Raw genomic sequence first — 539 nt, 5'->3', positions numbered from 1 at the left:
GTCAGTTTACGGATAGGCATAGTTTTTCCTTTCTTTATATTAAATGGATATGTTGATTTCAGACGGCCTAGGAAGTGGCAGGCCGTTTGAAGTTTTATTTAATGATTGTACAACCAGTTTTCGAGTTTTTGGCGATCGGTAATGTGCAGCAGGGCAGTATTGGCTTCTGCTGCTTGAACTGTGATGCTGGTTTCACGCAATAGGCCTTGGCGGAAGAAATGGATGGTGGTGCGCGTGCCGATAGGCAGTTTGCCCCACTGCGCTGCAAGGTCGTTGCAGGCATAGCCGCCTAAGGCGATGATTTTATCTTGCGGGCAGAGTCCGGCATTTTCTGCGCTACCGCCATTAAATACATGAGTCAGGACGGCATGATCGCTGTTTTGTTTGAAACGTGCGCCCAAATCGTTGGCGGGGGCAACCGATTGGGGTTCGGTGGCAAATGCTCCGCCGTGCTGGCGTGGTAGGGGAATAAAGTCGAGTTTGACACCTACGCTTTGCAGGCATTCTGCGAGCGGAAGATCATCGGTACTGTATAAGGC

The 539-nt window shown here is 50.3% G+C and carries 1 pseudogene; it reads right to left on the bottom strand.

From position 1 onward, the window contains the following. Window positions 1–98 precede the first annotated feature (98 nt). Window positions 99–539, bottom strand: a pseudogene (locus tag ACTHUR_RS17510) (M61 family metallopeptidase); the annotation flags it as partial.

The sequence above is a fragment of the Neisseria sp. P0021.S007 genome (assembly GCF_051956855.1).
This window is presented reverse-complemented; position numbering and strand designations above follow the sequence as displayed.